The 16,831-nt window shown below is 65.9% G+C and carries 17 protein-coding genes; 10 read left to right on the top strand and 7 right to left on the bottom strand.

What is annotated here, in order from left to right; all coding sequences use genetic code 11:
* The first annotated feature begins 169 nt into the window (after positions 1-169).
* Positions 170-1,429, top strand: coding sequence for a TIGR03862 family flavoprotein (locus tag HY57_RS16300; protein ID WP_026034087.1), 1,260 nt, complete (start codon positions 170-172; stop codon positions 1,427-1,429).
* 69 nt (positions 1,430-1,498) lie between these two features.
* Positions 1,499-2,557 (top strand): HDOD domain-containing protein, encoded by a 1,059-nt coding sequence (locus HY57_RS16305; protein ID WP_085931562.1) that lies wholly within the window; start codon positions 1,499-1,501, stop codon positions 2,555-2,557.
* Positions 2,558-2,787: 230 nt separating this feature from the next.
* Here HY57_RS16305 and HY57_RS16310 read toward each other — a convergent pair whose 3' ends face one another.
* The gene (locus HY57_RS16310; RefSeq protein ID WP_019466182.1) at positions 2,788-3,786 is read right to left on the bottom strand and encodes an LLM class flavin-dependent oxidoreductase; all 999 of its coding nucleotides are present in this window, start codon (positions 3,784-3,786) and stop codon (positions 2,788-2,790) included.
* Between the two features lie 137 nt (positions 3,787-3,923).
* Here HY57_RS16310 and HY57_RS16315 point away from each other — a divergent pair, with 137 nt between their 5' ends.
* From HY57_RS16315 to HY57_RS16330, 5 genes are all read left to right on the top strand, one after another.
* Positions 3,924-4,982, top strand: a complete 1,059-nt coding sequence (locus HY57_RS16315) for a DMT family transporter (RefSeq protein WP_038579967.1) — start codon at positions 3,924-3,926, stop codon at positions 4,980-4,982.
* A gap of 384 nt (positions 4,983-5,366) precedes the next feature.
* Entirely contained in the window at positions 5,367-5,684 is a 318-nt protein-coding gene (locus HY57_RS21695; protein ID WP_039732448.1) for a hypothetical protein, read from the top strand.
* Between the two features lie 175 nt (positions 5,685-5,859).
* Entirely contained in the window at positions 5,860-6,288 is a 429-nt protein-coding gene (locus HY57_RS16320) for an S-adenosylmethionine decarboxylase (protein WP_019466180.1), read from the top strand.
* A 110-nt stretch (positions 6,289-6,398) separates the two neighbouring features.
* Entirely contained in the window at positions 6,399-8,042 is a 1,644-nt protein-coding gene (locus tag HY57_RS16325) for an Nramp family divalent metal transporter (protein ID WP_019466179.1), read from the top strand.
* A 95-nt stretch (positions 8,043-8,137) separates the two neighbouring features.
* Positions 8,138-9,565: a carbohydrate porin gene (locus HY57_RS16330; RefSeq protein WP_019466178.1), complete on the top strand. Its 1,428-nt coding sequence runs from the start codon at positions 8,138-8,140 to the stop codon at positions 9,563-9,565.
* Between the two features lie 57 nt (positions 9,566-9,622).
* Here HY57_RS16330 and HY57_RS16335 read toward each other — a convergent pair whose 3' ends face one another.
* The 5 genes from HY57_RS16335 to HY57_RS16355 all read right to left on the bottom strand — a co-directional run bounded on the left by HY57_RS16335 (position 9,623) and on the right by HY57_RS16355 (position 14,328).
* Positions 9,623-10,798: a YncE family protein gene (locus HY57_RS16335; protein WP_019466177.1), complete on the bottom strand. Its 1,176-nt coding sequence runs from the start codon at positions 10,796-10,798 to the stop codon at positions 9,623-9,625.
* A 40-nt stretch (positions 10,799-10,838) separates the two neighbouring features.
* Positions 10,839-11,651, bottom strand: coding sequence for a creatininase family protein (locus HY57_RS16340; RefSeq protein ID WP_019466176.1), 813 nt, complete (start codon positions 11,649-11,651; stop codon positions 10,839-10,841).
* A 191-nt stretch (positions 11,652-11,842) separates the two neighbouring features.
* Positions 11,843-12,031, bottom strand: a complete 189-nt coding sequence (locus tag HY57_RS16345; protein WP_019466175.1) for an oxidoreductase-like domain-containing protein — start codon at positions 12,029-12,031, stop codon at positions 11,843-11,845.
* A gap of 43 nt (positions 12,032-12,074) precedes the next feature.
* The gene (locus tag HY57_RS16350; RefSeq protein WP_019466174.1) at positions 12,075-12,842 is read right to left on the bottom strand and encodes a class I SAM-dependent methyltransferase; all 768 of its coding nucleotides are present in this window, start codon (positions 12,840-12,842) and stop codon (positions 12,075-12,077) included.
* 88 nt (positions 12,843-12,930) lie between these two features.
* The gene (locus tag HY57_RS16355) at positions 12,931-14,328 is read right to left on the bottom strand and encodes a M20/M25/M40 family metallo-hydrolase (protein ID WP_019466173.1); all 1,398 of its coding nucleotides are present in this window, start codon (positions 14,326-14,328) and stop codon (positions 12,931-12,933) included.
* 308 nt (positions 14,329-14,636) lie between these two features.
* Between HY57_RS16355 and HY57_RS16360 the strand changes: the two genes are divergently transcribed.
* Positions 14,637-15,038: an ExbD/TolR family protein gene (locus tag HY57_RS16360; protein ID WP_019466172.1), complete on the top strand. Its 402-nt coding sequence runs from the start codon at positions 14,637-14,639 to the stop codon at positions 15,036-15,038.
* Positions 15,039-15,084: 46 nt separating this feature from the next.
* On the opposite strand, the gene HY57_RS16365 is transcribed toward HY57_RS16360, so the two are convergent.
* Positions 15,085-15,744, bottom strand: a complete 660-nt coding sequence (locus tag HY57_RS16365; protein WP_019466171.1) for a 2'-5' RNA ligase family protein — start codon at positions 15,742-15,744, stop codon at positions 15,085-15,087.
* A gap of 110 nt (positions 15,745-15,854) precedes the next feature.
* On the opposite strand from HY57_RS16365, the gene HY57_RS16370 reads away from it, so the two are divergent.
* On the top strand, positions 15,855-16,310 hold the full coding sequence (locus tag HY57_RS16370) for a hypothetical protein (RefSeq protein ID WP_019466170.1): 456 nt from the start codon (positions 15,855-15,857) through the stop codon (positions 16,308-16,310).
* Positions 16,311-16,504: 194 nt separating this feature from the next.
* Positions 16,505-16,825: a GIY-YIG nuclease family protein gene (locus tag HY57_RS16375; RefSeq protein WP_019466169.1), complete on the top strand. Its 321-nt coding sequence runs from the start codon at positions 16,505-16,507 to the stop codon at positions 16,823-16,825.
* Positions 16,826-16,831: the final 6 nt, after the last annotated feature.

Consider the following 16,831-nt stretch of genomic DNA (forward strand, 5'->3'; position numbering starts at 1 on the left):
CTGCATGGCGACCATGCATCGCGGCGTGCAGAAAACCTCCATCGCCAAGGACTGCCCGTGAGGTACACCAGTGCGTGGCTGTCGCGCACAGGGTGCGCTCCCACAGGAGGGGCAGAGCTGGCCAGAGGGCTACCTGTACAATGGCCAGCCATTCGCCACCCGCGCCGCCATGTCCACCACTCCCACCCACGTCAGCCTCGCCATCATCGGCGGCGGCCCCGCCGGTCTGATGGCGGCCGAAGCCGCGCATGCGGCGGGTGTGTCGGTGGACGTGTTCGACGCCAAGGGGTCGGTAGGCCGCAAGTTCCTCATCGCCGGCAAGGGCGGCATGAACCTCACGCACGGTGAGCCCAAGCCCGATTTCATCCAACGCTACGGTGCCCGCGCGCGGGAAGTCGGCGAGTGGCTGGACGAATTCGATGCCGACGACTTGCGCGCGTGGGCCCAGGGCCTTGGCGTGGAGACCTTCGTCGGCAGCTCCGGGCGCGTGTTTCCCAGCGACCTGAAGGCCGCCCCGCTGTTGCGTGGCTGGGTACGGCGGCTGCGCGAGGACGGCGTGCGCTTCCACGTCCACCACCGCTGGCTGGGCTGGGCCGATGATGGCGCACTGCGCTTCGACACGCCTGACGGCGAACGGCGGGTCCGCGCCGACGCCGTGGTGCTGGCCATGGGCGGTGGCAGCTGGCCGGAGCTGGGTTCCGATGGCCAGTGGCAGTCCGTGCTGGCGACACGCGGTGTCGACGTCACGCCACTGGTGCCGTCCAACTGCGGCTTCGACATCGGCTGGAGCGAGCACCTGGCCACCCGCTTCGCCGGTGCGCCGCTCAAGCCAGTGGTGATCCACCTGCACGACAAGGACGGCCGGGAACACTCGCGCCAGGGCGAATGCGTCATCACCGCCGGCGGCATCGAAGGCAGCCTGATCTACGCCTGGTCGTCGATCCTGCGCGAGGCCATTGGCGCGCACGGCTCGACCACCATCGCGCTGGATCTGGCCCCCGACCGCCCGCTCGAGCGTCTGCGCGCCGACCTTGCCAAGCCGCGCGGCAGCCGCTCCATGAGCGAGCACCTGCGTCGACAGACCGGCCTGAGCGGCGTGAAGGCCGCACTGCTGCACGAAGTACTGGACCGCGACCAGTTCCACGACGCGGACACCCTCGCCCGCACCATCAAGCACCTGCCACTGCGCCTGCAACGGGCGCGCCCCATCGACGAGGCCATCAGCAGCGGTGGCGGCGTCCGTCTGGAAGCCCTGGACCCGCGCCTGATGCTCACCTCCCTGCCCGGCGTGTTTTGCGCCGGCGAAATGCTCGACTGGGAGGCCCCCACCGGGGGCTACCTGCTTACCGCCTGCTTCGCCAGCGGACGCCGCGCGGGCCTGGGTGCCGCGGGCTGGATCAAGCATTTGCCGCCTGCCGCCGATAACTGAGCATCGCGTCGCCCTGCAGCGACGTCGCATTACATTTTTTCCGCCAGCGGCCGATACACGGCGGAGCAGATGCCAATCGAGGGAGCTGGCAGCACGATGATGGGGAACTGGTGGCGAGTGTTCGGACGTGAGCGCGCGACGGAATCACCGGCGCCACGCCCGGCTGCTTCCCATCCGGTACTCCCGGTCGACGCCCTGCCCGAGCCGCCCACCATTCCCTGCGATGAGATCGCCGAGCGTTTCTTCCGTTTCATCCTGAACCAGCCGGTCAGCGCGGGCGACAGCCCCAACAAGCCGCGCGAGCAAGCCATCCTGCAGCGCCTGCGTGACCAGTGCGACAGCGGCCGTTTCGACATACGCAGCCTGCCCCGCATGCCGACCGTGCTGCCGCAGCTGATGCGCGCAATGAAGAACGACAAGCTCAGCGGCGCGCAGCTGGCCGACCTGATCCGGCGCGACCCCGTGCTGGTGGGTGAAGTCATGCGCGTCACCGGCAGCGTGACCTACCGCACCGCACACCCTATCGGCAGCCTGCAGCATGCCGTGGTGTTGCTTGGCCAGATCGGCCTGCGCCACGTGGTGACGTCCTACGTGATGAAGCCCATCCTGATGGCCAGCACCGGCGCCAACGGCCAGGTCGTGGGCCAGCGCCTGTGGGACCACGCCGAACGCTGCGGCCACGCCGCGGTGTACCTCAGCAAGGGCCAGTGCGATGCGTTCGAGGCCTACCTCGTGGCGCTGATGGGCTATAGCGGCCTGGGTGCCGTGGGGCGCCTGCTGGACAGGGAGCTGCAGCACACCGAGCTGCCCGCCAGTTCGTCCGCCTTCATCGAGGAATGCGTGCAGCTCGCCGCGCAGCTCACCGTGCAGGCCGGACAGCACTGGGAACTGCCGCCGACGGTGCAGGAGGCGCTGATCGAACACGCGCAGCACGGCAGCGCTGCGCTGACGTTGCCGATGAGTCGCGTGTTGCACGTCGCCCAGCGGCTGGCGATGTACCAGCTGCTCACCGAGCAAGGCCTGCTCGACCGCGACTCGGGCTACGGCAACGACCCTATCGCCACCTTCCCGCCGCAACTGCTGGCGCGTTGCCGGCAGGATCTGCGGCAGAGCTTCGACGCGCAGTAAGCCGAAAGGTGCTGCGTCGCGCAGATCCCGTTGGAGATGCCAAGCACAGTCGCTGGATGACCAGCCCTTCGGCTGTTGAAAAACGCCTCCCGCCTTCGCGGGAATGACGAGGTAAATCGCCTCAGTTATCCAGAATGCCGAAAGCTTCCTCACCGTCGTTCCCGCGAAAGCGGGAATCCAATGACTCTACGCTTCCGCCGTATTCATCCGCATACGCCAACCGCGCCACCTCAGCGCCCCGCGACGATGCGTTTCCGCGCATCGGCTACGATGGCGAACGAGCGGCAACGCGCCTCGTGGTCGAACACATTGGCGGTGACCATCAGCTCGTCGGGGCGATGCCGCGCCACGAATGCCTCGATGCCCTCCTTCACCGTATCGGCGCTGCCGACCACTGCGCAGGCCAGCGCGCGTTCCACGCCGAACTTTTCGGTGGGCGTCCAGTACGACTCGATATCGTCGATGGGCGGAGGAATCAGGCCCGGCCGTCCGCGACGCAGGTTGATGAAGCTCTGCTGCTGCGTGGTAAACAGGCGCTTCGCCTCCGCGTCGGTTTCCGCACCCACGATGTTGATGCCCAGCATCGCGTAGGGTGCCTGCCATCGTTTGGACGGCCAAAAATCGCGGCGATACAAAGCCAATGCCTCATCCATTGCATCCGGTGCGAAGTGCGAGGCGAACGCAAACGGCAAACCCATCGCCGCGGCAAGGCGTGCGCTGAACAGGCTGGAGCCGAGCAACCACACCGGCACCGGAATGCCCGCGCCGGGCACGGCGCGCACGGCCTGCTCCGGCGTGGCCGGTTCGAAATACGCGAGCAGTTCGGCCACGTCCTGCGGGAAGGCTTCTGCGCTGTCGAAGTAGCGGCGCAGCGCACGCGCAGTGGGTTGATCGGTGCCTGGCGCACGCCCCAGTCCAAGATCGATGCGCCCCGGGTACAGCGACTCCAGCGTGCCGAACTGCTCGGCCACCTGCAGCGGCGCATGGTTGGGCAACATGATGCCGCCCGCGCCTACGCGAATGGTCGAGGTACCGCCCGCGACATGACCGATCAGCACCGCCGTGGCGGCACTGGCGATGCCCGGCATGTTGTGGTGCTCGGCCAGCCAGTAGCGCGTGTAGCCCAATCGCTCGGCGCGGCGCGCCAGGTCCAGCGTATGGGCGAACGCCTCGGTGGTATTGCTGCCCTCGGTGACGGGCGCCAGATCGAGTACGGAGAACGGAATCATGGGGCTTCCTCGACGGGGAAGCCCATCACGTGGGGGCGGGTCGGGAAAAAGCCAGCCCTCCGCCCGGAGGCGGCATACAATGACGCGCCTGCACCTTTATGCGTGCGCGCTTGCCGGCTCCGCGCCCCAGGAAGACCATGACCCGGATGATGCTTTCCCGCCCCGTCGTCGCCGCGCTCCTGGCGGCCGCGCTGTTCGGCGCCAGCACGCCCTTCGCCAAGCAACTGGTCGGGCAGACGTCACCCTTCCTGCTGGCCGGCCTGCTCTACCTCGGCAGTGGCGTGGGACTGACTCTGATCCGCATCGTCCGCGACCGCTCGCTGCAACTGCCGTCGATGCCCGCCGGTGAATGGTGGTGGTGGCTCGCCGCGGTCATCTTCGGCGGCGTGCTGGGACCGCTGCTGCTGATGGTCGGGCTGGCCGCGACCACCGCCGCCACCGCCTCCATGCTGCTCAACCTGGAGGCCGTACTCACCGCCGTGCTGGCGTGGGTCGTGTTCAAGGAAAACGCGGATCGACGCATCGTGGCCGGCATGGTGCTGATCGTCGCCGGTGGCGTGCTGCTTTCCTGGTCGAACGCCAGCGGTGGCACGGACAGGTGGATCGGTCCTGCCGCTATCGCCGGTGCGTGTCTGTGCTGGGCGATAGACAACAACCTTACCCGCAAGGTCTCTGCACAGGATGCGTTGTTCCTTGCCGGCAGCAAGGGCGCCGTGGCCGGCATCATCAACACCACGCTCGGCCTGGCCATCGGCGCCGCCGTGCCATCGTGGACGCAAGCGGCACCCGCCATGCTGATCGGCCTGCTTGGCTACGGCGTCAGCCTCGTGTTGTTCGTGCTCGCCCTGCGTGGACTGGGCACGGCGCGGACCGGGGCGTACTTCTCCACGGCGCCGTTCATCGGCGCCGCCATCGCCATCCTGTGCTTCGGCGAGCACGCATCCACCCTGTTCTGGCTCGCCGCCGCACTGATGGGCGCAGGCGTCTGGCTGCACCTGACCGAACGGCACGAGCACGAGCACACGCACGAGGCGATGTTCCATGCGCATCGCCACGTCCATGACGAACACCACCAGCACGAGCACGATTTCGACTGGGACGGCACGGAACCGCACGCGCACCCTCACCAGCATGCGCCGCTCACGCACACGCATCTGCACTTTCCGGATATCCACCATCGTCACGGGCATCCGTGAGGACGCGCTACGGCGCGCCAACGCTGTTCCTCATCCTGCGCCGCCCGACATGGCCGCGAGATGTTTGGACGTCCAATCCACGGCGCCCCGTACCTCGCTGATACATTGTTTCAACACGCAAATTTTCGTTGACACGCGGCTGGCGGGCTGAGTATCGTGCCCGCGCCTTACGGGTCTCCCGTGGCACTTGTCTGGTTATCCACCTGCGAGAAATGGACAGTTACCCTAGTAGCAGCGCCAATGTTGGATCGTCGTATCCGATGTTGGCGCGCCCTGTAGACAACTTGGACGCCTGTGGCGACCGCATGCGGTCGACCGGCGCTTTCCTCGACTAGGGAAGTCCGGCCGCCTCCTGCGCCGTTGCGTGCGCCCAGGAGGTGAGCCATGAACCTCTTTCATTCCTTCACGGGCCGTATCGGGCCCGGTCGCCGTCGTGCGGGCCGTCGTTTTGCGCCGCCCGGACGGCTGTACAACATCCGCTATGCCATGACGCCCCGCGGCCCTCGCCGCGTGGAAGTCGAGCTGCGCAGTCACCCGCTGACGGCACGCTGGACACGTGACCCGGCAACGGGCCAGCTGCGTTGCCAGTGGCACGTTGCTTCAGCGCACGGCTCGTCGCATGCCGCGCTCTCCTCCCTTCGACAGGCCCCCAGCATGCCGCGCCGTGACATCCACGCCGACATGCGCCCTCCAACGCGCTGACCGCCCGCGCGCGGCGCCTTGATGCGCCCGTTGCGACGATAGACCCGTCGTCGCCCCACTCATTTTTCGCCACCCGTGCGGGCTCGTGCCCGGCGCAGGCGCGAGCGCGTGTGCGTTCGCGGCCCTTTTGCGCCTGCTCGACGCCCGCCGCGGTGGACCTGCGCGAGATTCACTCATGAACAGCATGCATTTCCTTGGCGAATGGTTCGACTGCCGCGCGGCGCTGACTGCGTTGCGCGACCCCGAAGCCATTCGCGCGCTCTGCGTCGAGCACGTGATGCGCCACCACGTGTCCATCGCCTATGACTTCTTCACCCTCTCGGCGCATCGCGGCGTGATCGGCGCGGTCATGGCCGACGACCTGCACATCGTCGTGCGCACGTTTCCCGAGCGAGACGCGGTGAACGTCGACCTGTACGCCGCGCCGTCGCACGGCACGGATGTCGCGGGCATGTTCCAGCTGCTGGCAGGCCTGTGCGATGACTTCAGGCCGGCACGCACGGTGTTGCATCGCGTGCAGCACGGCACCGACACGATGCCCGCCAGCCGCGTGCCCATCGCCCCCACCCAGACCTTCGGCGCCGAGAGGTGGCGCGCCGCCTAGCTCCCTGCCTTCGACACTTCGCAACGCTGCAGTGCGCACGGCGAGCTGCCGCATTCCTTCCTGCCTGCGTCCGGCGATATCGCGACATCGCCAGACACCCACGGTGTTCCATGCTCAATACACACACGCCGCAAGACATCATCGATTCGGCCGTACTCGACAGCGCCCACGTGGGCGACATCCACGGCGCCCTCGGCACCATCGCCCGCCACGATACGGGGAAACGAACCAGCTGGGGCGCGCGATGGCGCACCTTGCTCGCCATCCTCGGCCCCGGCTTGATCGTGATGGTCGGCGACAACGACGCCGGTGCCTTCAGCACCTACACGCAAGCCGGCCAGAACTACGGCACCGCGCTGTTGTGGACGCTGACGTTGCTGATACCCGTGCTCTACGTGAACCAGGAGATGGTGCTGCGCCTGGGCACCGTGACCGGCGTCGGCCACGCGCGACTCATTCTCGAACGCTTCGGCAAGTTCTGGGGCGCCTTCAGCGTCATCGATCTGTTCATCCTCAACGCGCTCACCATCGTGACCGAGTTCATCGGCATCAGCCTCGGTCTCGATCACCTGGGCATACCGCGCACCTGGGGTGTGGCGATATCCGCGCTGATGATCATCCTGGCGGCCAGCACCGGCAATTTCCGGCGCTTCGAACGCTTTTCGCTGATGCTGGTGCTGGGCAGCCTGTTGCTGGTACCCGTGCTGGTGATGGTGCACCCGCCGATGCACCAGGTGCTGCGCGACATGACCGTGCCGGGCATGCCCAAGGGTGCGCCGCTCAGTGAAGTGATGCTGCTGATCATTGCCATCGTCGGCACCACGGTGGCGCCGTGGCAACTGTTCTTCCAGCAGAGCTATGTGATCGACAAGCGCATCACGCCACGCTTCATGACCTACGAGAAGATCGACCTGGTGGTAGGCATCGTGCTGGTGATCATCGGCGCCATTGCGATGATGGGCTTCAGCGCCGCCACCTTCGCCGGCCGTCCGGAAATGGGCCAGTTCACCGATGCCGCCGCCGTGGCTTCCGGTGTCGCCAGGTACGTGGGCGAGGTGCCGGCCACGTTGTTCTCGATTGCCCTGATCGATGCCAGCATCATCGGTGCGGCGGCGGTGTCGCTGTCCACGGCCTATGCCATTGGCGACGTGTTTGCGATCAACCACTCGCTGCACCGCAAGCCCTCCGACGCCAAGACGTTCTACGGCGTGTACGTCGTGTTGATCGCCGCGGCCGCGGCCCTGGTGCTCGTGCCCGACTCGCCGCTGGGCCTGATCACCAATGCCGTGCAGACCCTGGCAGGCATCCTGCTTCCTGGCGCTTCGGTGTTCCTGCTGCTGCTGTGCAATGACAAGGCGGTATTGGGCCCGTGGACCAACGGACGCGCGACCAATGTCTTTACCGGTGTCGTGGTCGCCGTGCTGGTGCTGCTGTCGATCATCCTCACCGCATCGGTGCTGTACCCGTCCATCAGCAGCGCGCAGATCCTGGTCATCCTCGGCGGCGGCATGGCGCTGACGGCCCTTGTCGCGCTCGGCCTGTTCGTAACGCGCCGTCTGCGTGGCATAGCGCCTGCCGAACCCATCGATCGCCAGGGCCGCGAACACTGGCGCATGCCGCCGCTGCACACCTTGCCACCCGCGCAGATGAGCGTGCGTCGACGCCTGTGGCTGGGCGTGCTGCGCGCCTATCTCGCGGCCGCCCTGATCATGGCCATCGTGAAGGTCGTACAGATGATCGTCGCCAAGCACTGATCACCCGCTGATTGACCCGGACCTCTCCCCAACACCCTCGCCCGGCGAGGGTGACAGGACGCTTTTGCCCGCTTTTCATCATCAAAGGACTTGTCATGTTTCACACCCTCGCCCCACTCGCCCGTCGCTCGCTATCGGCGGCGATCCTGGCCGGCTGCGTCGCTTCGACCGCCCACGCGGCGAACATGGACACGGACACGCCGACTCCGGCGGCCGGTGACGACCGCGCCGCCGTACCTTCGCGCGAGCCGCAGCCGTCGAACGATGCCGACACCCGCGAAGACCGCTGGAGCGCTCACGCGCAAACCACCTATGTCTGGCAGCACAAGGACGCCTTCGAGGCCCCTTACACCGGCCCGCAGAGTCTGATCCCGCAAGCCGAACGCAGCTACACCTGGACGTTCACGGCGTTTCTCGGTGCGCGCTTCTGGAAAGGCGGCGAACTCTATGTGAACCCCGAAGTGGTCGAAGGTCTGCCGCTTTCCCATCTGTATGGCCTGGCCAGCATCAACAACGGCGAGATCCAGAAGAACGGTGGCGTGAAGCCGCGCGGCTACTACGCACGCGCCTTCCTGCGCCAGGTGATCAACCTGGGCGGTGATACGTTTCATGTCGACGCCGGCCCCAACCAGTTGGCCAGCAACTACCAGCGGGAACGGCTGGTCTTCACCCTCGGCAAGATCACGCAGACCGATCTGTTCGAAAAGAATACCTACGCCAACGATCCGCGCACGCAGTTCCTCAACTGGGCCATGATCACGCACGGCGCCTGGGACTATGCCGCCGATGCGCGCGCCTACACCATCGGCGGCGCTGCCGAACTGTACTGGAACGACTGGGCCATCCGTGCGGGCCGCTTCATGGAGCCCACCATCGCCAACGGTCCCAAGCTCAACTACAACATCGGCCGTTATCACGGCGACACCCTGGAGATCGAACACGACCACACCCTGGCCGGTCAGCCTGGCCTGGTCCGCGTGATGGTGTTCCGCAACCGCGCCTTTGCCGGCAGCTATCGCGATGCCATCAACCAGGCGCTCGCCACGGGCGGCGTGCCGGATGTGACCACCGTGCGCAAGGACGCCGACAAGACCGGATACGGCATCAGCCTGGAACAGCGCGTCACCGACGATATCGGCATCTTTCTTCGCGCCAGCAAGGCGGATGACAAGGTGGAGGAATACGCCTTCACCGAAATCGACGACGTCGTCTCCGGCGGTGTCTCGGTCAAGGGCTCGCGCTGGATGCGGCCCGACGACACGGTAGGCGTGGCGTACTCGTCGGCGGGGCTCAACCACGATCATCGCGACTATCTGGCGGCAGGCGGGCTCGGTGGCTTCCTCGGCGACGGCCAGTTGACGCGCTACGGCCGCGAGCAGGCGTTCGACGCTTACTACAACGTGCAGATCATCAAGGGCGTGCAGGTGAGCTTCGACTTCCAGCAGATCGAAAACCCGGGGTACAACGCTGACCGCAAGGGGCCGGTGCGGATCTTCGGCGGTCGCCTGCATCTGGAAATCTGAGCAAAAAAAACGGCGGCCTCACCGAGGCCGCCGTTCCATGGCAGTGCAGATACCGGCTTAGCGCATGATGCCGGTATGGCCCAGCGAGTAGCGGCCCGGCTGCGGCCACACCGCGAGGCCGTGCGGCTCCTGGCCGACCTTGACGGTGCGGACCTGGCCACTGGTGGTGTCGAACGCATACACCACGTCATCGAAGCGGCCCGAGAGCCACAGCGTCTTGCCATCCGCGCTCACGTTGCCCATGTCCGGGCTGCCGCCACCGGGCACCGGCCAGTTGGCCACGACCTTCTGCGTCGCGAAGTCGATCACCGACACGCTGCCCTTGCCCTTGGGAGCACCATGAACCTTGTTGGAGCCGCGGTTGGCAACGTAGAGCTTGGTACCGTCACGGCTCGGATACAGGCCATGCGTGCCCACGCCGGTCTTGATGAAACCGACCTGCTTGAAGCTGGCCGGATCGATCAGGTACACGCCATCGGCCATCATGTCGGCGACGTAGAAGGTCTTGCCGTCCGGGGACGAACGGATGTCCTGCGGCATGCCCTTCTTGGACAGATCGAGGTAGCCCATCACCTTGCGGTTCACCATGTCGATCTTCACCAGCTTGCCGGTGAACTCGCAGGTGAAGATGACGTAGCTGCCGTCCATCGAGAAGTCAGCGTGGTTGATGCCCTTGCATTCCGGCGCCTGCAGGCTGGAGCGCAGCGCCATGGTGTGCGCATCGCGGAAATCCAGGCGGGCAAACGCCTCGGCCACCACGATGGCTTCCTTGCCGTCCGGCGTGAAGTACATGTTGTACGGATCGTCCACCGGCACAGCCGTGCCCGGCTTGCCGGTGTGCGCGTCGATCGGCGTCAGGCTACCGGTCTTCTTGCGCTCGGCATTGTTGGTGACCCACAGCGTGCGCAGGTCCCACGACGGCACCACGTGCTGCGGGCCCTCACCCACCTTGAACTTGTCGACGACCTTGTAGGTGGTCGGATCGATCACGTACACGTCGTTCGAACGCAGGTTCGGCACGTAGATGCGCTCGGGGTCGTTCTTCACCGCCGGGCTCAGCTTGCCCAGGCCCGCCTCGGTATACATGTTGGCGGGGTTCACCACCGGCGGCATGCCGGGCACGGTGGTCACGGCCGAAGCCGCCAGGGCGGTGCCGCCCAGGCACGCCGCGGCGAGCGCGAACGGTGCGAGGCGGAACAGACGGGAGGAGCGCAGGGTTTTAGCGATGGCCATGGGTCACAACTTGGTTGAGTGATACAGGGGGGGGATTCGATCAATGCGCCTGCGTGTCGCGACGCAAGGCATTGACGGTATTTACCACAATAGCATCCACGCCCAGCTGACCGAGGTCAGCCGAGGAGCGGCGTGGATCGCCGCCATAGACGCCATCGGCCGTGCCCAGCTTCGGGCCGTGCTGCAGGCGGTCCAGCCGCACCATCTGCGGCGCCACGGCGAGCTGCAGCGATGTATCGGCCAGGCCGGCATGGGTACCGATCTCGTCGTCCTTGATGCCGTGCTGGCGCAGGATCTGGTTGAAGCCGTCGGACGAGGTGGCGTAGTACTCCGGCGGCACAATGGCGCGGGCCTTGCCACCCCATGTCTTGTTCAGTTTCGCCGCCACGCGGTCAAGATCCTTCTGGTAGCCGCCGTGGTCACCCAGGAACACCACGTTGACGAAGCCATGCACGGCGAAGCTCTGCGCCGCCGACTCCAGCATCTGCTCGAAGACCGCATCGGGCACGGTGATGGTGCCCGGGAAACGCATGTGCGAACTGGGCGGAGCGGTGTTGCCCTCCGGCACGTAGGCCACCACCGGTGCGACCAAGGCATTGCCCAGGCGCTCGGCGATCTTCTGCGAGAGGAAGGCCGCGCGCGCGTTGTGCTTGCCCACGGCAATGCCCGGGCCGCTCTGCTCGGTGCCGCCAATGGGGATGATGATGGTGGTCTTGCCGGCCTGGACCTGGTCGCGGATCTCGGTCCAGGTGAGGTCTTCGAGCTGCACCGTGCGCGGCGTCTGGGCGAAGGCGGCATGGGCGCCAAGCAGCAACACGCCACACAGCAGGGCTCGCAACGACGGGTAAGGCATGGAATCGTCCTGAAAAACCAGGCGCCAAGTGTAAAGCCCATCCCTGTGGGAGCGCACCCTGTGCGCGACGCGGACTGGCAGAGTACCTCGCCGATAGGTCATCGCCCAGCGCTAAAACCACGACAGGCAGGGACCCCATGGCGTGGCAGTCGCGCACAGGGTGCGCTCCCACAAGGGGAGAGACTGCGTGTCTACGGAGGCGACTCGCCCGGATGCCGCTCTTTCCACGCTGCCAGCTCGTCGCGATAGCGGCCCATGGCTTCGTCGTAGAGATCGAAGATGCACGGCACGCAGCCCTGGCCGCAGCAATCTTCGTCGTCGGGGCGTTGCGGTGGCGTGGGGGGTGGATCGTTGGAGGGCGCAACTGCGCCCTCCGCCATCGATTTTTGCTGTGGATCAGTCAAACGGGTGTACCACTCAAAGTCAGCCGGGCTTGCGGAAACGATAGACGAACTGGTCGGTATGACCGCGGATCGACTTGTCGAATACCTTGATGTTGTGGGGATCCTTCGGGTTGCGCAGCACGTCGCTCTCGCCGTCGAAGACGAAGCCCACCGATTCCACCTGCTTCTTCACGATGGCCGGGTCGATGCGATGCAGCGTGTCGGTGTCGCGCATGCCCGAGCCAGCCTCGGCCACGTGGTCGATCACCACGAACAGGCCGCCGGGCTTGAGCGAGTCGAAGACCTGCTTGTCGAACACCACGGGATCGACGTTGCCCATGAACTTGTCCGGGTAGTCGTGGTAGTTCTGCGACGTGAAGACCAGGTCAACCTGCTCCGGCGTCTTGAACTCCTTCGAGGGCACCATCAGCACGCCGACGTTGGCGTAATGCGGGTTGGCGACCAGGGCCTTCGACGCCTGCACGTCTGACACGGCCTCCTTGCCATATTCGTTCGGCCACACGGCATACACGCGGCCCTTGGCGCCGACGATACCGCTGAACACGCGGGTGAAGTAGCCACTGCCGGGGATCAAGTCCACCACGGACTGGCCGGGCTTCACCTCGGCAAAGGCCATGATGTCGGCGATCTTGCGGCGTTCGTCATTGGCCGTGTCGTCCTTGCGGGCGGGGTCGTTGACGGCGGCGGTAACGTACGAAGGGACTTCCGTTGACGCCGGCGAAGCAGCCAGCGCGGCGGTGACAGGGAAAGCGAGAGCTACCAGCACGGCAAGGGCGGTGGGACGCATATCGAACTCCGTCTCGGATGTGGGGGCGCCATTCTGCGCCCCCACAGGATAAACCGCAGCAGGAGTTTCGGCACGCTCCTCCGTCGCGTTATTTCGTCGTGCCCGGTCCCGCCAGCGTGGTCAGCAGCACATGCCAGTACGCCACGTCGTCATAGAACGACTTGACCGGCACGCGCTCGTTCAGGCCATGGGCGAACGAATCGCTGTTCTTCATGAACATGCCGTTCACACCGTAGGTGGGAATGCCCGCCGCGCGGAAATAGATGCCGTCGGTGGCGCCCGATTCCTGTACCGGCGTGATCGCCACGCCAGGACGGATCGAATGCACGGCCTTGGTCACCGCCGCCACCACGTCCGGACGCAGCGGCGAGGCGTCGCTCGCTATGGCATGGCCGATCAGCTTCACCTCCACCTTCGGGCCCACCTGCTCCTGCAACGTCTGCCGCACCGTTTCGATGGCGACGCCCGGAAACACGCGGCAGTTGATGTTGGCCGTCGCGGATTGCGGCAACGCGTTGTCCGCGTGACCGCCGCGCAGCATCGTCGCCACGCAGGTGGTGCGCGTCTTGCCCACTTCGGACGGTTCGGCGGCAAGCACCGCCGCCGCTGCGGCATCGTGCGGATCCTTGGCGAAGTCACGCATGGCCTGCCCCACCTTGCCCTGCGTCGTCGCGCCCAGCGCCTTGAACGACGCGATGGTGGTTTCGTTCGACATCACGGGGAACTGGTAAGCCTGCACTTTCTTCAGCGCATCGGCCAGCTCGTAGATGGCGTTGTCAGCGCGCGGCAGCGAACTGTGGCCACCCGGGTTGCGCGTAGTCAGCTCGAAATCCGCATACGCCTTCTCGGCCGTCTGCAGGCCGAACACCAGCGGCTTGCCGTCTTCGCTCAGCTCGCCGCCGCCAGCGTCGGTATTGAGCGCGAATTCCGCATCGACCAAGTCGCGATGGTTCTTCACCAGGTCGTCCATGGTGTCCTGCGTGGTCTCCTCGTCGCCCGTGTAGACAATGATGAGGTCACGCGTGGGCACGAAGCCGGCCTTCTTGAGCTGGATAAAGTTCGCCGCCAGCACGGTGACGCCGCTCTTGATGTCCTCGGTGCCGCGTCCGTAGAAATAGCCGTTTTCCTCAGTGAGCTTGAACGGATCGCGCTGCCAGTCTTCCGGCTTGGCCGTCACCACGTCCATGTGCGCCATCAGCGCGATGGGCTTGCCGCCTTTGCCGGTGCCCCGGTAGCGCACCACCATCGTGGCGGTCTCGCCGTGCGGAATGATATGGATGTCCGAATCGGGGAAGCCCGCGGCGCGGAACTGGTCGGCGAGATACTTGGCCATCACCGGCACCTGCCCCTGCCCGATCTCCGTCTTGAACGCGATCAGATGGCTGAAGATATCGCGTGCCTGTGCCTGGTTGGCATCCAGGCCAGCCGCAAGGGCCGGTGCCGCGACCGAACAGGCCAGCAGGGAAACGAGCAAGGGTTTCAGCATGGGCGTCTCGCCATCATCGGAAGGAGCCCCGAGTATGTCGCTTTGCGGGGCCATGCAACAGCGCGCGGGCTGGCATTCCCGTCATGCCGTGAAAATTGAATCAGTCGAAACCATCTGACGCGTCGCACCACGACCGCAGGAGAAAACGACGTGCGGACAAACCGGTGAGGACGCCGCGCTCGCCGCGATGGGCAACCCTCGCCATGCTTGCGCAGCGTGCGCATGGCGGTAGTAAGCTGGCACCGCCGGCGCATCCCCAGGCCCGGCATCCCACATCGATGCAACATCACGCCGTCAGGAGGAAGAACATGGCTTTCTCTGCTCGCGCTTCCGATGCCCCGCTCGCCCAGATCAACGTGACGCCCCTGGTGGATGTCCTGCTCGTGCTGCTGGTGATCACCATGATCACCTCGCCCGTGCTCACCCACAAACTGAAGCTCGACCTGCCGCAACCCGGTCACATGGACACCACCAAGCCACCCGTGACCGTGCGGCTATCCATCCACGCCGATGGATCGATGTACTGGAACGACGCGCCAGTGGATGCCTCGATGTTGACCGCACAATTGGCCATCACCGCGCATCAGGCGCAACAGCCGGGCCTGCTGATCGATCCGGCGGATGGCGCGTCGTACCAGGCCGTGGCCGGGGTGATCTCCGCTGCGAAGCGCCAGGGCTTGCAGAAAATCGATTTCATGGCGCCACGCTGAGCTTGATTCGCGCCACGCGGAAAGACCATCGCCCGCGCGGCGTGTTTCAGGGAGCGCCCACGGTGGAAGCAGGCGCCGCATCCAGCACGATGCGGCGAACGATCTCCAGCGGCCCCAGCTGGTCACGCGCATCGTAGGTGACGTAGTGGAGTTCGTGCACCGCCAGCAATGGTGGCGGTGCCGCGATGGCGGCCAGGCGTTGCCGGATCACGCCGGCGGGTACGCGGCGCCGATACAGCCCCAGGGTGATGTGGGGCACGTAAGCCGCCGGCCTGATCTCGCGACTCGCCTCGCCCAGCACGCACCGCCATTGCGCCAGCTGTCCCAGGGGATCGCCCACCGGGATGAAGGCGGCACTGGCAAAACTGTCGGCACCGGCCAATGGCAGCGCGCAGGCGGCTTCTGTCCTGGCCTGCAGCAAGGCCACCTGCTGATCCAGGCGCTGCGGAGGGAAATCATCGTCTGCGTCGCCTTCGCCATGAAAGCCGCAAACGAACACGGTGAGGTGCGGTTGCCGCCGGGCATCGGGATGAATCAGGTCGGCCAGCTGTTCGCGCGCGGCCTCGATGTAGTCAAGCAGCGGCGTGTCCCCGACCGGCACCACCCAGACACCGTAACGCTCGCGCCCCCGACGCCAGTCGGGATAATCGCGCAGGTCGACAACCAGCGTTTCGGCGGGGCTCGCCACAGGATCGGAAAAGAGCATGGTCCGATGGTAACGGTTACCCCGGGCCAGCAGTGCCCCTGCGGAACGTCATGTCGCCCACGGTGCCACGGGCCGCTAAAGTGACCACGCCAGACGCCAAGGAAAATGCCATGCCCCGTTCGCGTCATCCTGTTCTCGCCGCCATCCTCTGGGGTGGCTTCGTCGCCGGCACGCTGGACATCGGCGCCGCCTCGCTGATCAGCGGCTATAACCCCATCATCATCCTCAAGTACGTGGCCGGTGGCCTGCTTGGCAAAGCCTCCCTTGCCGGCGGCTCCACGGAAGCCGCGCTTGGCATGCTGCTGCAATGGGCCATGTCGCTGCTGATCGCCGCCATCTTCGTGCTCCTCGTGGGGCGTCGCGTCGCCGCGACACGGCAATGGCCGGTCTGGGGCGCGGCTTACGGCGTGGTGATTTTCTTCGTGATGAACTACGTCGTCATGCCGCTTTCTGCCTGGCATAAAACCCCGCACCTCAGCGTTCTCGGCTTCATCGCCAACCTCGCGGCCATGCTGCTGTTCGGCTGGATCATTGCGTTGTTCACGCGCCGCAAGCTCGCGGGCTGACCGATATTGCCGAAGCCCCACCTGTGGGAGCGCACCCTGTGCGCGACCGCAACGCCGCGTCGTTACCTCAGGGGCTCACCTCTTGCAGGGAGCGGTGAAGGCTGCGGGCAATCCGCCGTCGCGCACAGGGTGCGCTCCCACAGGTGCCGGCCCGGGATCAGGCACACTAGCGCCACCGCAGGTTTCACTCACCCATGCCCGCCCCCACCGACATTGCCACCACTCCCGGCACCTGGTGCCTCTATCTGATCGAATGCCGCGACGGCTCGTACTACGCCGGCATCACCAACGATCTGGAAGCGCGCTATCTGGCGCACGTCAACGGCAAGGGAGCGCGTTACACGCGATCCCATCCGCCATTGCGGCTGATCGGTTCGCGTGCCTATGACAACCGAGCGGCGGCATCACGCGCCGAGTGGGAGATCAAGCAACTGCCCAAGCATCGGAAGATCGCTTACCTGTACCTCGAAACAGAGGTCGCCACCACCACGCCCAGCCCGGCATCGCCGGACTGAGCGCAG

It is taken from the genome of Dyella japonica A8 (assembly GCF_000725385.1).
GTDB lineage: Bacteria > Pseudomonadota > Gammaproteobacteria > Xanthomonadales > Rhodanobacteraceae > Dyella > Dyella japonica_C.